11 protein-coding genes are annotated in these 12998 nt (G+C 66.6%); 7 read left to right on the forward strand and 4 right to left on the reverse strand.

Annotation, left to right across the window (positions count from 1 at the left end):
• The first annotated feature begins 241 nt into the window (after positions 1 to 241).
• On the forward strand, positions 242 to 700 hold the full coding sequence (locus BKA07_RS02565; RefSeq protein ID WP_167949515.1) for a winged helix-turn-helix transcriptional regulator: 459 nt from the start codon (positions 242 to 244) through the stop codon (positions 698 to 700).
• A gap of 59 nt (positions 701 to 759) precedes the next feature.
• On the opposite strand, the gene BKA07_RS02570 is transcribed toward BKA07_RS02565, so the two are convergent.
• From BKA07_RS02570 to BKA07_RS02580, 3 genes are all read right to left on the reverse strand, one after another.
• Positions 760 to 1776, reverse strand: coding sequence for an ABC transporter substrate-binding protein (locus BKA07_RS02570; RefSeq protein ID WP_167949516.1), 1017 nt, complete (start codon positions 1774 to 1776; stop codon positions 760 to 762).
• A 12-nt stretch (positions 1777 to 1788) separates the two neighbouring features.
• Positions 1789 to 3693, reverse strand: a complete 1905-nt coding sequence (locus BKA07_RS02575) for a siderophore-interacting protein (protein WP_167949517.1) — start codon at positions 3691 to 3693, stop codon at positions 1789 to 1791.
• Positions 3694 to 3942: 249 nt separating this feature from the next.
• Positions 3943 to 4611 (reverse strand): TetR/AcrR family transcriptional regulator, encoded by a 669-nt coding sequence (locus tag BKA07_RS02580; RefSeq protein ID WP_167949518.1) that lies wholly within the window; start codon positions 4609 to 4611, stop codon positions 3943 to 3945.
• A gap of 190 nt (positions 4612 to 4801) precedes the next feature.
• Here BKA07_RS02580 and BKA07_RS02585 point away from each other — a divergent pair, with 190 nt between their 5' ends.
• The 4 genes from BKA07_RS02585 (at position 4802) to BKA07_RS02600 (ending at position 9068) form a co-directional block, all read left to right on the forward strand.
• Positions 4802 to 5344: a YqeB family protein gene (locus BKA07_RS02585; protein WP_245161811.1), complete on the forward strand. Its 543-nt coding sequence runs from the start codon at positions 4802 to 4804 to the stop codon at positions 5342 to 5344.
• Between the two features lie 135 nt (positions 5345 to 5479).
• Positions 5480 to 6586: a pyruvate dehydrogenase (acetyl-transferring) E1 component subunit alpha gene (gene pdhA, locus BKA07_RS02590; RefSeq protein WP_167949519.1), complete on the forward strand. Its 1107-nt coding sequence runs from the start codon at positions 5480 to 5482 to the stop codon at positions 6584 to 6586.
• Positions 6583 to 7602, forward strand: coding sequence for an alpha-ketoacid dehydrogenase subunit beta (locus tag BKA07_RS02595; RefSeq protein ID WP_167949520.1), 1020 nt, complete (start codon positions 6583 to 6585; stop codon positions 7600 to 7602). The genes pdhA and BKA07_RS02595 overlap by 4 nt, the downstream gene beginning before the upstream one ends.
• The gene (locus BKA07_RS02600) at positions 7602 to 9068 is read left to right on the forward strand and encodes a dihydrolipoamide acetyltransferase family protein (RefSeq protein WP_167949521.1); all 1467 of its coding nucleotides are present in this window, start codon (positions 7602 to 7604) and stop codon (positions 9066 to 9068) included. Before BKA07_RS02595 ends, BKA07_RS02600 begins: the two co-directional genes overlap by 1 nt.
• A gap of 65 nt (positions 9069 to 9133) precedes the next feature.
• Here BKA07_RS02600 and BKA07_RS02605 read toward each other — a convergent pair whose 3' ends face one another.
• Positions 9134 to 10768, reverse strand: a complete 1635-nt coding sequence (locus BKA07_RS02605; protein WP_167949522.1) for an ABC-F family ATP-binding cassette domain-containing protein — start codon at positions 10766 to 10768, stop codon at positions 9134 to 9136.
• A gap of 349 nt (positions 10769 to 11117) precedes the next feature.
• Here BKA07_RS02605 and BKA07_RS02610 point away from each other — a divergent pair, with 349 nt between their 5' ends.
• Together BKA07_RS02610 and BKA07_RS02615 are read left to right on the forward strand one after the other, a co-directional pair.
• Complete coding sequence (locus BKA07_RS02610) at positions 11118 to 11489, forward strand: DUF3311 domain-containing protein (RefSeq protein ID WP_167949523.1); 372 nt, start codon at positions 11118 to 11120, stop codon at positions 11487 to 11489.
• The gene (locus BKA07_RS02615) at positions 11486 to 12988 is read left to right on the forward strand and encodes a sodium:solute symporter family protein (RefSeq protein WP_167949524.1); all 1503 of its coding nucleotides are present in this window, start codon (positions 11486 to 11488) and stop codon (positions 12986 to 12988) included. The genes BKA07_RS02610 and BKA07_RS02615 overlap by 4 nt, the downstream gene beginning before the upstream one ends.
• Positions 12989 to 12998: the final 10 nt, after the last annotated feature.

The raw sequence follows: 12998 nt of genomic DNA on the forward strand, positions 1-12998 counted from the left end.
ACGAACGTTCGAACAGATTCTATCCCAGCGATGTCATATTCACATGCGGAGACGACACCTTCACTGGCGGAGAAGACGTCGTGAATACGCAGATCCATCTGCGAGGCCGCGCGGCTCACCTGCAGACGGCGCGAGAAGCGCGGTGATGGGCAGGGCCCTAGAATGGAGACACCGCCCGTGACCAGGCCCTGATTCCGAGTCGACGGGTCCGACGCCGGCATCAATGCTGAAGGAGCGCCTCGTGGCATTCGACCTCGACGATATCGACCGCAGCATCATCGCTGCCCTCGTCGACGACTCGCGCCTGAGCGTCCGTCAGCTGGCCGAGCGGGTGCACATCTCCCGGTCGGCCGCCCATAAGCGCTTCTCCGCCCTCATCGAATCGGGTGCGATCAGGAAATTCACCGCCGAGGTGGACCGCAGCGCCCTCGGCATGACCGTGACCGCAGTGGTCGTCGTCAAGATCGGCGATCGTCCCTGGCCCGAGGTCAGAGATGAACTCGCCGAACTGCCGTTCGTCGAGAAGGTCCAAGCCGTCAGCGGAGACATCGATGCCCTCGTGACTGTGAACGCTCCGGACAATACGGCCCTGTCGCAGGTGATTCTGCGCAGAATCCACGAGGTCCCGGGTGTGGTCTCCTCCCGTTCCCTGCTCATCCTCGATGAGGCGGAAGGACACCGGCCCGGCTCCGGCCACTGAGCTGTCCCGGCCACTGAGCGACCCTCGTGATCAGGCGGCATCGTGGCCGAGGCGCCTGTTCAGCCCTTCTGGTATTCCCCGATCGCCTTCCGGGCCATCTCGACGCCGTGCCTCGCATCGGAGTATCCGGCGATCGTGGCCTTGCCGTGGGGATAGACGTGTCCGGCCCTGACCGCAGGCAGCTCCTCGAACACGGCCGAGTCCAGCAGCTTCTCGGTCAGCGCGTCGTACTCTCCGCGCATGTCCGAGGTGACGAAGATGATGTCGGCGTCGGACAGGCTCTCGTCGAGGACTTCCATCGAGATCTGTGCCTCCGGCTCCTTGATTCCGGACGTGTTCCCGCCCTGCGCGGCGTCGGCGTACTCCCCGATCGCGGCATCCTCGTCGTCGGACCAGTCGAAGCCGAGCGGCCTGAACAGGGACCCGACCATGTTCTCGCTGCCCCACAGGTAGGCGGAGTTGTCCTCGAACGACGAAACGACGCCCAGCTTCGCACCCTCGAGGGCATCACCGTGCTCCGCGGCGATCTTCTTCTGTTCGGCTTCGAAGTCGGCGTCGAGCTTTTCGAGTTCGCCGCTCTGATTGACGGCGTCGGCGACCTCCTCGACGCGCTGCTGCCAATCGGCGCGGTCGCCGCCGCGCAGAGTGAACTGGTAGACCGGTGCGATCTCCTCCATCTGTTCGATCGTGTCCGGTTCGTAGATGTTGGGGGCGAGGATGAGGTCGGGTGCCACCTCCGCCAGCTGCTCCAGGTCGGGCTCCCTCTGGGCCACGACCGGGATGTCACCGAGCTGCTCGACCCACTCCTCGGGAACGAAGGGTTCCTGGAACGCACCCTGGCCGACGGGAGGCAGATCGAGGTCCATGAGGGTCTCGGTCGCGGCATAGTGCAGAGTGGCCACATTCTCCGGTTCCGCGGGGACTTCGATCTCGGCACCGCTGGAGTCGGTGACCGTGCGGGTCTCGGCCTCGCCCGAGCCCTCCCTATCACCGCCCTCTCCTCCCGAGCACCCGGCCAGGAGACCGAGGCCGGCCACGGAAGCGATCACAGCTGCGGTGATGCGATTGAGTTTCATGAGTTCAGCCCCTCAGACCCCTCGGGCGATGACCGCGCGGCGGAAGCGCCCGAAGCCCCAGCCGAGTTCGACGACCTCGACGGCGGCGCCGAGCTCGGTCAGGCAGCCGCGAACCTCGTCGCTCGTCCACGACGCATGGCCGGTCGCGGCGAAGGTGGCGACCAGCTCCTCCGACTGATGATCGTCGTCTTCTGCCTCATCGGTGAAGGGCTCGACGAGCACGAGGGTGCGGCTGGACTGAAAGATGTGGGCGAGGAGGGCTCGTGCCTCGCTGCGACCGCGTCCGGTGAGTCCGGCGAGGACCAGGGTGGAGTCGACTGCCGGCCATGCCTCCTCGCCCGACAGGCAGCTGGCTCCCGGGGTGTGGATGGTTCGTCCCGATTCCGGCGCCTTTCGCGTCAGGGCGGCGGCCACCTCGGCGTCGGCATCCCCGGTCAGGGCCACGCTCGTGGCGTTCGCGATGGGCTCGAGGTCGAGGATGATGTCGAGTACGTACTGGAGGTGGTCGAGGGTGCGGCTGCGGTGGGCAGCATCGAGGTTCGCATCCGCGGCGCGCAGGGTTCTCCAGCTCGGAGCTTCCATCGCCGAGGCTCGAGACGTCCTGGCGGCGTATCCGCCCTTGAGGACGTCGAGGAGATCGACGATCGAGAACAGGTCGAGCAGCGCGGGATCGTCGAGAGCGAGGCCATCGGCCGACCCCTCGCCGGTGAGCACAGCCCCGGTGGGGGTGTTGCGGTAGTCGGCGCCTTCACGTTGGAGGAGTCCGAGTCCGCACATGGCAGTCAGGACGACGCGTGCGCCCTCGATCTCGATGCCGATCTCGGCGGCGAGCGCCTCGGCGGTGGTCACTCCCCCGGCGATCAGGTCGTTGATGCCGAAGGTGACGGCGACGCGGGTGATGATCGGAGGCAGGAGCTCGGACATCTCGTGGACTTCGTGGAGGACTCCGAGCGTGCCCTCGGGGGCCTGGACCGACTCCTCGCCAACGGAATCATCCGCTGTGCCGGGCGTGCCGACCGCATTCCCTGTCGGGTTCGCGACGGCAACCGTGGAGTCACCCGTGGTGCCGGGCCGGTCGGTGGTCGCTGCGCTTGGGGGATTCGTCTTGGCGCCGACCTTGCGCCAGTAGCCGACGACCTCGACGTCCTCCTTGGGCAGCCCGAGATCACGGCGCAGGTAGCGCCGGATGGGGGCGATCGTCAGCGTCTCGCCCGCGCACCAGGCGAAGGTCCGCCCCGCGGGCAGACTCACGTTCTTCACCGCTTCGTACATGAGCCCGGATTCTCCGGGCAGAGTCTCACCGCGGATGAGCCAGTCGACCTCGACCTCGGCGGCGGTGGGGATCTCCTGGATGTCATCGGCAGTGGGGACCTCGACGATGATGTGTCCGCGCGTGCCGGCAGGGGCCTCATCGAGCCATCGGCCCACGGCGGGCAGCGCCGTCTCATCGGCGACGAGCAGATGGAAGTCGATTCCTTCGCTGAGTCCCGCGCAGGTCTTCGGACCGGCGAACTTCAGACAGTCTCCGATGGCGACGCCGAACGCCCAATCTGAGGCGAGGCCCGATTCGTGTCGGACGACGTCGAAGGTGAAGGAGTTGGTGTCCTCGTCGACGCTGCGCACGGTGTAGTCGCGAGTGAGCTTGAGGGCCTCACGGTTCCAGTTGAAGCGGAATTGCTCCTGCTCGCCGATGTCGATGGGTGCGTTTCCGGGCGGGGGAATGACGAGTTTCACGTGGTCGTCGAAACCCTCGGAGCGGAACTCGGGCCGGTGCAGCCCGTCCACCACTCCCGCGGACAATTGATCGCCCGCCACTGTCAGGCGCCGCATGTTGGGAGTGATGTCCGTGATGCCGGTGACTTCGACCTCACGCAGGATGATCGGATGTACCTGCATGGGCCGGGAAGTGCGCGGCATGAGTTCAGCTCCGAGGGTCTCTTGACGGATGAAACAGTGAGAAACAGGACTCGCAACTTCAAGCAGGTGTGTCAACTGCATTACGGCATACGACTCTTTTCTATTTCCCAGAGGTCAGCCTAACCTAATCTCTCGGCATCGCACAAGAATGATCTCGCGCAAGCGATCGGGGTCGACGACCGTCACTGCCACCGTTGCCGTCGCCATCACCGCACCCCTCGCCGCCGCCATTCCGCGACCGCGGCGAGCCTACGATGCACTCAGCGTCTTCCTGATCGCGCGAGTCGTCAGGTCGAGCGCTTCCGGTCGGGCACCGACCTCTCGAGGCTGCGATCTGGTGCTCAGCTCGAAGAGGTGGCCCGAGCCGATCGTGAGGAAGACGTACATCGCGGCCCATTCGACCGGCACCTCAGGAGCGATGGAGCCGTCGTCCTGACCTCTGCGAATGATCGCCTCCAAGGGGTCGCCCTCACGTGCCGCCCTGTCGCCTCCGTGCGGCTCACCGCTCACTCGGCTCACCGCCGGCTCACGGTTCGCCGCCGAGTCGGCATGGCGCGCACCTTCGACCTCGGCGAAGACGTCGTCGGTGATGATCGGGCTGTCGGCGAACATGAGCGTGAGCACATCGGGAACGGTGAACAGCTGCGCACACACCCGCTCCACACATTCGAGACCGGGCCCGACGTCCGGGCGAGCACTCAGGAAGGCATCGACGAACAGGCGCGCCCCCTGCCGCGCCACCTCGGCGACCAGGGTCTCGCGATCTCCGAAATGCCTGTACAGGGTCGTCCGCCCGACGCCGATCTCGCTCGCGATCTCGGCCATCGATGCCCCGGCACTGTCGGCGAGGACCGACATCGACTCCGCGACCAGCGCCTCCCTCCCCAGGCGGCGCATCCCCCTGCTCTTCGAATCCATCTGCACCTCTCGCTCACTGGGCCCGGACGGAGCAGTCCGATCGCCTAGTGGTACATACGTGTTCCGCTTTGGTACAATCATATACCAGTTTGGGTTCTAGACATCGCTATCGATGGGGGCGTCCGTCACTCGGCACCGAGCATCGGATCATGCGTCGAGGAGCGATGCAGGCAGGGTCAGGAGGAGACACATGGCAGGCAAGGACCGCAGCTCCAACCGCAGCGCAGCGCGCGGGGGTTCGGCTGGCACCGACGAGCCCGCGACGCCCGAGGACGTGTTCGCACTCGGTCGCACCGACGTCTTCGTCATCGGACTCGTCTGCGTCGGCATCGGCGTCGGCCTGGGCTTCTTCCTCCCGGCACTCGGGTCCTTCGCCGCGACATTCCCGATTCCCTTCGGAGAAGTCATCGAGAAGCTCAGTCAGTTCGATCAGGCGTGGGTGGTCATCGCCCGCCCGATCATCGGCGGAGCCCTCGGTGCCATCGCCGCCGCCTTCATCACCGCTTCGACCACTCCGCTGCACATCAGCGAGGACGAGGTCCTGGTCGGCAGGACCGGTGATCATCCGCTGCGGATCTCTCGGGCCTCGTTCTCGACCGCCTATTTCGACGGCGGCAAACTGACGATCCTCACCGAGGGCGGACATCAGGCGTACAAGGGCGACGTCGAGGGCAAGAAGGACGAGGTCGCCGAGGCATTCACCTCGCGTGGCTATCGATGGGGTGAGATCTGAGCACCCGAGCCAAACGTCCGCCCGCAACCACTGCGACCGGGCTCTTCGTCCACTCTTGTCGACACAATCGCACGCGCCGTCCGAACCTGCCGACAGACCCTGGATCGGTGACGCGGGTCACGCCACCATGGGGTCATGACCATCGACGTTCCCACCACTCGCCGCGCACTGCCCCAGCTGCAGCCTGTCAGCTTCATCGGTGCAGACGGAAAGACCACCGACGTTCCGACCGACGGGCTGACGGTCCCGAGCGATCGCACCCTCCTGGGCCTGTACCAGAAGATGGTCGAGGCCCGTCGCTTCGAGGCTCAGGTCACCCACCTGACCAGACAGGGGCGTCTCGCGACCTACCCGTCCGCCGCCGGTCAGGAGGCAATCGAGGTCGGTGCGACGACGGCGCTGGCACCGAATGACTGGCTGTTCCCCACCTACCGCGACACCGCCGCCCTGCTCACCCGCGGCGTGCCGGTGACCGAGATCCTCTCCGCCTTCCGCGGCGACTGGCACTGCGGCTTCGACCCGCACGAGTATCACACCTCACCTGCAGCGACACCGCTGGCGACGCAGACCCTGCACGCGACGGGCTTCGCGATGGCCGCCAAGCTCAAGGGCGAGGATGCCTGCACGCTGACCTTCCTCGGCGACGGCGCCAGCAGCGAGGGCGACACCCATGAGGCCTTCAACTTCGCCTCGGTGTGGCAGACCCCGACGGTCTTCGTGCTGCAGAACAACCAGTATGCGATCTCGACCCCGCTGCGCGAACAGGCGAATGCCACGATGCTCGCCGACCGAGCCGCCGGCTACGGAATGCCCGGACTCCGCGTCGACGGCAACGACATCGCCGCGGTGTTCGCCGCCGTCACTGCGGCCCTCGAGCGCGCCCGCAACGGGGAGGGGCCCACTCTCATCGAGTGCCTGACCTACCGGATGGAGTCGCACACGAACTCCGACGATCCCACGAAGTACCGTGACGCCGAGGAGGTCGAGCACTGGAAGCGGTTCGATCCCATCGACCGCCTCGAGACGCACCTGCGCCGAGCCGGAGTCCTCGACAATGACACGGCCGAGGAGATCACAGCGAGCGCTGAAGAGCTCGCCACCTCGGTCCGTGATGCCATGAACACCGACGCCGAAGTCGACCCGAGCGAACTCTTCGCCCACGTGTATGCGAACCCTCGAGCGAGCCTCGCCAAGCAGCGGGCCACCCTCGAGGCAGAGCTGGCTGCGGCGGTCCAGTCATGACCGTCACCGCCCTGACCACGGCAGACGATGTTCCGGCACCGGTCTCGGTGACGATGACGAAGGCCCTCAACCAGGCCCTGCGCGACAGCCTGAGCGAAGACGAGGACGTCCTCGTCTTCGGTGAGGACGTCGGCCGCCTCGGCGGGGTGTTCCGGGTCACCGAAGGCCTGCGGAAGGAATTCGGTCCCGACCGGGTCTGGGACTCCCCACTCGCGGAGTCGGGGATCGTCGGCACCGCGATCGGCATGGCGATGGCCGGGATGCGCCCCGTCGTCGAGATGCAGTTCGACGCCTACGCCTATCCCGCGTTCGAGCAGATCGTGTCCCACGTCGCGAAGATGCGCAATCGCACGAAGGGCCATGTCAGCCTGCCGCTGACGATTCGGATCCCCTATGCGGGGGACATCGGCGGCGTCGAGCACCACTCGGACTCCTCCGAGGCCTACTGGACGTCGACCCCGGGCCTGACCGTTCTCACCCCCTCGAATCCGGCCGATGCCTACTCCCTGCTGCGCGAATCCATCGCCTCCGAGGATCCGGTGATCTTCATGGAGCCGAAGTCCCGATACTGGATGAAGGACGAGCTGTCCCTGCCCGTGCAGACCGCTCCGATGGATCGGGCGCAGGTCGTGCGCGAAGGGTCGGATGCGACGCTGCTGGCCTACGGCCCCACCGTGCGCACGGCCCTGTCCGCGGCCGAGGAGGGTGCCGAACACGGACTGTCGATCGAGGTCGTCGACCTGCGTTCCCTGTCACCCTTCGACGATGAGACCGTGTCCGCCTCGGTGCGCAAGACCTCGCGTGCCGCGATCGTCCATGAGGCGGCCCAGTTCGGCGGTTACGGCGCCGAGGTGGCCGCCCGGGTCACGGAGGCCAACTTCACCCACCTGTCGGCCCCGATCCTGCGGATCACCGGGTTCGACGTGCCCTATCCGTCCCCGAAACTCGAGGAGTACTTCTTGCCGACCGCCGAACGCATCCTCGACGCCCTCGAATCATGGGATTGGGAGCTGTGATGAGTGCCGAGACGAGTGTGTCCGGTGCTGCCGGCTCCAACAGTTCCGCGACGAGAGCCCGCGAATTCATCCTCCCCGACCTGGGCGAGGGCCTGACCGAGGCCGAGCTCATCAGCTGGCTGGTCGAGGTCGGCGACGAGGTCCACGTCGACCAGATGGTCGTCGAGGTCGAGTCCGCCAAGTCAGTCGTCGAGCTGCCGTGTCCCTTCGCCGGTCGGATCGAGGCGCTGCACGCCAGCGCCGGTGACACCGTAACCGCAGGTCAGGCCCTGTTGTCAGTTGCCCATTCGGGCGCCGAGGGTCCTGAGTCGAAGGGTTCGGATGACAGCGGCAGTGCGAATCTCATCGGCTATGGAACTTCGGAGCCCAAGGCCAGATCGACGAAGAAGCGGTCCTTCGGCGCGAAGACTTCCGTCGCGCCGGTCGCTGCGCAGCCGACCCCCACCCAGCCGGTCTCCACCCAGCCGTCGGCCGCCACTCCCCCGGCGCCCGAGGCCACGTCGACGACGGCTTCGGGCACCGGAGTCTCTCCCGTGTCCTCACCCATCGTGCGCAAGCTGGCGAAAGACCACGGGATCAGCGCCAAACACCTGCCCGGCACCGGACCCAGCGGGGTCGTCACCCGCGCCGATGTGCTCTCGGCGATCGACTCTGGGACCGGTGCCACCCCTGAGCGCACCGCGAGTGTCCCCGCGGGGACGTCGGATTCGACGCAGGCAAGCAGCGACGACCTGTCGGGCGCCGCCTCGGCGGGGGCAATCGCTCTCGACTCCGACCGCGACACCCGGACTCCGATCACGGGACTGCGCAAGGTCGTCTCCGACCGGCTCACGCGCTCCCGGCAGGAGATCCCCGAGGCCACGATCTGGCTCGACGTCGACGCCACCGAGCTGCTCGAGACAAAACGCGCGCTCGAGTCGCGGACAGGCGAGAAGTACTCCCTGCTCTCGCTCGTCGCCCGCTTCGTCGTCGCGGGACTGAAGAAGTACCCGATCATCAACTCCTCGATCGACACCGAGAACAACGAGATCGTCACCCACGGTGACATCAATCTCGGTCTGGCCGCCCAGACGCCGCGTGGCCTCATGGTGCCGGTCGTCCACGGCGCCGACCGGATGAGCCTGCGCCGGCTGCGCGACTCCGTGTCCGAGACCGTCGACAAGGCCCCGACCGGGAAGTTCAGTTCCCAGGAGCTGTCCGGCGGCACGTTCACGCTCAACAACTACGGCGTGTTCGGAGTCGACGGGTCCGCCCCGATCATCAACCTGCCCGAGGTCGCGATGCTCGGACTCGGCCGGATCAAGGAACGCCCCTGGGTCGTCGACGGGGAGCTCACGGTGCGCAAGGTGATGTACCTGTCATTCGTCTTCGACCACCGCGCCTGCGACGGCGAGGAGCCGAGCAGGTTCCTCACCTTCGTCGCCGACTGCATCGAGAACCCGATCTCGCTGCTGCCGGAGCTGTGACGAACCGGCGCGGGGCCGATCAATGGGTCGCACCGGTCGTCGACCGCTGGCAGCATGACGGATGGTCAGCCACTCAACTCCAACCGCGGCCAGGACTCGAGGTCGCTGAGCATCTGCCGGTCGTGAGTAGCGACGACGATCGCCGAGGAGGTGGCTCCCATCGCCTCGGTGAGCTCGTCGACGAGGGGTGATGAGAGATGGTTCGTCGGTTCGTCGAGCAGCAGGAGGTCCGGTCTCTCTGCCAGGCACATCGCCAGCTGCAGACGCCTCTGCTGACCTTGGGACAGTCGGCCCACCGGTGCGGCCGTGGTCGAGGCATCGAGGAGACCGAGACCGGACAGGGCTGCTGCCTCCTCGCGAACTCGACCGTTTCTGGCGACGTGCTCGCTGAACACGCGATGGGCCGGCGTTTCCGGATCCCATTCGGGCACTTCCTGTGAGAGTAGGACGATGCGGGAGTCCGCGTGACGGGACACAGTGCCACGGATCGGTTCGACCCGGCCGGCCAGGACCGCCAGCAGCGTCGACTTGCCTGCACCATTCGGCCCGCTGAGGACCAGGCGGTCGCCCCCGGTCAGGCTCACCGACACCGGCGCGCGAAGACGGCCCGTGACCATGACCTCGTCGGCGGTGAGAATCCTGCCTCCGATCCGCGTGCGGGATTCCGGCCACCTCAGGCGCATCGGAGGCTGGGGCACGGTGACCCGATGCGCCTCGAGCTCCTCGACCCGACGGTTGAAGGTCTGGACGATCCCCGCTGCCCGAGTCGCACGCTGGTGCTTGCCGGTGCCCTTGGGCGGGCGCCATCCGGTCGACAGCCGACCGCGGGCGTCGTCTGCCGCCTGCGTCAGACGCGCATGCTCAGCCACCTCGGCGGCATAGTCCTGCTCCCAGTGCTCACGGTCTCTCCGCCGCCCCTCGAGCCACCCGTCGTAACCGCCGGCATATGTCCGGGGCAGGCCGTCACGGCTGGGATCGAGATCGATGAAGGTCGAGGCCACATCGCGCAGCAGAGCTCGATCGTGACTGACCACGGCGATGCCCCCGGGATGGTCGCGCAGCCGCCCGGTCAGGTACTCAAGCGCCGCCGCGTCGAGATGGTTGGTCGGCTCGTCGAGCAGCAGCAGATCGGTGCTCGCTCCGAGCACCGTCGCCAAACGGATTCGGTACCGCTGGCCGACGGACAGCTCGGACAGGCGGCGGGCACGATCCGTGCAGGCGCGCAGCCCCTCGAGGGCGATGTCGATGCGCCTCTCGGCGTCCCAGGCATCCAAACGGATCGAGCGATCAAGTGCCTCGGCGTATGCGTCGTCGGCCCTCGCCTCGCCGTGGGCGATCCTCTGGGTCGCCGTCTCGAGGGCGTCGAGGGCTGCACGTTCTTCGCAGACGGCGTCGTCGATGAGGTCTCCGACGCTCCTGTCATGCCCGGCGGCAAGATCCTGTTCGATGAGGGCGTGAGTACCGGCGCGAACGACCGTCCCGCTGTCGGGGGTGAGCGTGCCCGCGAGAATGTGGAGCAGGGTGGTCTTGCCCCGCCCGTTCTCACCGACGACGGCCAGGCGCGACCCTGACGAGATCGTGACGTCGACTCCGTCGAGGATCGTCCGCCCGCCGAGTGCGACGCTGAGGCCTTCGGCGCGGATGTGTGCGGCCGAACCCGCAGGAAGTTGTCGGGTTCTGTGTGATGAGGTGATCGGCATTGTGTTCTCGCAGCTCGTCGTGGAGCCGGACAGCACGAATGGGCCGCCCGGCGAATGGCCAGGACGGCGAACGAGAGTTCAGGAAGGTCCCGCCGCCGTCAGCGGCGGTCCCACAGCTTCATCGAAGCAATGCCGAGGTACATGTCAACCATTCTACCAAGCACGTCATCGCAGGTCACTGCGAAGTACCAGACATCACACCTTGCCGCGACAGATCACCGAGCTGCGCCGACCGACCGATTCCACACTTCGAAACGAACTTCTTCGTCGATGACTCGCCCCATTAGCCTGGCTCAGTCCATTCACCGGCGCTGACCGCGCGGAGAATTCGAGGGAGAAGAGGTCAAGCATGTCACGGATCCACGATTCGCCACCGTCGAGTCCGCCTCGGCGGCGGTTCTCGCTCCTCCTGCTCATCATTCCCGTCGTGCTCTACGTCCTCACCCCGGTCGTGGCCAACACGATCGAGCCGCGGATCTTCGGGCTGCCGTTCGTTCTCACCTACACGATCATCGTCACAATCCTCACCTGGTTCTTCGTGTGGATGGCCGCCCGCGGTGACCACTACTACCGGAACGACTCTCCCGAGTACGTTCCCTCCGATATCGCCTTCGGTGAGGACTTCGCCATCGCCGAGACCTCGACCGGCAATGCGAGCGGCGGGTCCTCCGACGGCGCAGGAACGGACGGCGCAGGATCAGGATCGGAGGCCGATAAATGAACACTTCCGCCGTCATCGCCTGCATCATCTTCGGCATCAGTATGCTCGCGACCATCGGCATCGGCGTCTGGTCGGGCCGCGGTCGCGAGAAGTCACTCGACGAATGGTCGGTGTCCGGTCGTGGCCTCGGGTTCGTCTTCATCCTGCTGCTCATGGCGGGCGAGACGTATACGAGCTTTTCGTTCCTCGGCACCGCCGGCTGGTCGTACTCCTACGGCGTGCCGATCCTCTACCTCATCGGCTACCTCAGCGTCGGGCTCGTCGTCGCCTACCTCGTCGGTCCCCTGTTCTGGACCTATGCGGCCAGGCACAAGCTCGTCAGCCTCTCCGACATCGTCGAACACCGCTTCCGCTCACGGGGTCTGGCCATCCTCGTCGCCGTGCTCGCGACCGTGTTCATCGTTCCCTACATCCAGCTGCAGATCCAGGGCATGGGCGCAGTCGTCAATGCCATGAGCTACGGCGCGATCGACCTCAAGGTCGCCGCCATCATCTCCTTCATCGTCGCCGAGGCGTTCATCCTGTTCTCCGGCCTGCGCGGTTCCGCGTGGGTCAGCGCCCTCAAGGACGGGCTCGTCATCCTCGCCGTGGTCTTCCTCGCCATCTACGTGCCGCTGCACTACTTCGACGGCCTGGACGGACTGCTCGACCGCCTCGTGAGTGAGAAGTCGCAGTGGCTGACCTTCCCCGGTGCCGGTGAGGGCATCTACGGTGGCGCCTGGTTCATCTCGACGATCATCCTCAACGGCATCACGATCACCGTCTTCCCGACGTCGATCGCCGGCTACCTGTCCGGCACCTCCGCGAATGCCCTGCGCAGGAACTCGATCATCCTGCCTTGGTACCAGCTGCTGCTGCTCGTGCCGATGATGGTCGGTGTCGCCGCACTCTTCGTCATCCCCGCACTCAAGGACGCGGACCTGGCGCTGTTCTCGGTGGTCATCGACTCGCTGCCGGCACCGCTCGTGGCCGTCATCGGCGTCGCGGGTGCCCTCTCTGCCATTGTCCCGATGAGCGTGTACATGCTCTCGATCGGCTCGATGTGGGGACGCACGGTGCTCGGCGGCGGCTTGGCAGGACCGAAGAACGCCGCCTCGATGACGTCCGAGCAGCTGGCCGCTCGCGGTCTGCGGCAGAAGAGACTGTCGCAGTGGGTGTGCCTCCTCGTCGGCGTGATCGCCCTGGTGATGAGCCTGCTCATGCCCGATGCGCTCGTCGAACTCTCCGTGCTCAGCTACGAGGGGCTCGCTCAGGTCGTTCCCGCCGCACTGCTCGCCCTCTACTGGCCGCGGATGAGCAAACAGGCCGCGGCCGCCGGACTCATCGTCGGCTCGGTGACCATGGTGGCCCTCCACTACACGGGCCACGATCCCCTGCTGGGCATCAACGGCGGCCTGTGGGCCATCGCGGCCAACCTCATCGTCGTCGTCATCGTCACCCTGGCCAAGCCGGACCCCCGCTGGGTCCCGGCGCCGGAGCGGGCGAAGATGGACGCCTGAGGCAGTGCCA

This window comes from Brevibacterium marinum (assembly GCF_011927955.1).
GTDB classification, from domain to species: domain Bacteria; phylum Actinomycetota; class Actinomycetes; order Actinomycetales; family Brevibacteriaceae; genus Brevibacterium; species Brevibacterium marinum.